This window comes from Sphingomonas endophytica (assembly GCF_001476895.1).
Taxonomy (GTDB): Bacteria; Pseudomonadota; Alphaproteobacteria; order Sphingomonadales; family Sphingomonadaceae; genus Sphingomonas; species Sphingomonas endophytica_A.
Window position 1 is genome coordinate 1 of record NZ_LDTB01000168.1, and the last position, 572, is coordinate 572.

Genomic DNA, 572 nt, shown 5'->3' on the forward strand with positions numbered 1-572 from the left:
TTGATAGACCACGGTGGCCCCTGCGCAGGCCGATATGGCGTCCTCACGCCGCGAGACGTCGCCGACGTGAACCTCGACGCCTGCATGGCGGGCAGAACGAGAGGAGCGGGTGACGGTCCGAACCCGCGCGCCCTGCAGCAACAGCGAGCTGACGACGGCCTTGCCGACCGGACCCTGGCCGATCACGACATGCAGATCATGGCTGTTCATCAAAGTAGCTCCCGGTCCGCGCGATGGGGGTTCACCTGTGCCGTGATCAGGCTCGGCTTGATCGGACGGCCGCGCTCGCGTCGGATGAGATCCCAATGTTTTCCACTGAGCGTGCGCGCAGGTGCCAAATCGCAAGCGCCGCCGTCCAGAGCTGCCAGAAGATCCCCGAAAGCGTCAGCAGGATCGATGATTCCACCCCGATCACCGAGGGTAGCGTGGAGAGCAGACCTGCCGCCGCAATAAAACCGGCACAGCCGATGATGCGGCGCCGCCGCCTAGCCTCAGCAGGGCGATCGAAACCAGGATGGTCCAGACGCCGGCGAAAAGGCCGACACCTAAAAGTTCACCAACCCCGCCAGCGA

The 572-nt window shown here is 64.7% G+C and carries 1 protein-coding gene; it reads right to left on the bottom strand.

Features of this window, described 5'->3' with window-relative positions; genetic code table 11:
- On the bottom strand, window positions 1-210 hold a 210-nt coding region (locus NS334_RS16560; RefSeq protein ID WP_153002799.1), incomplete at its 3' end, for an NAD(P)H-binding protein.
- Window positions 211-572: the final 362 nt, after the last annotated feature.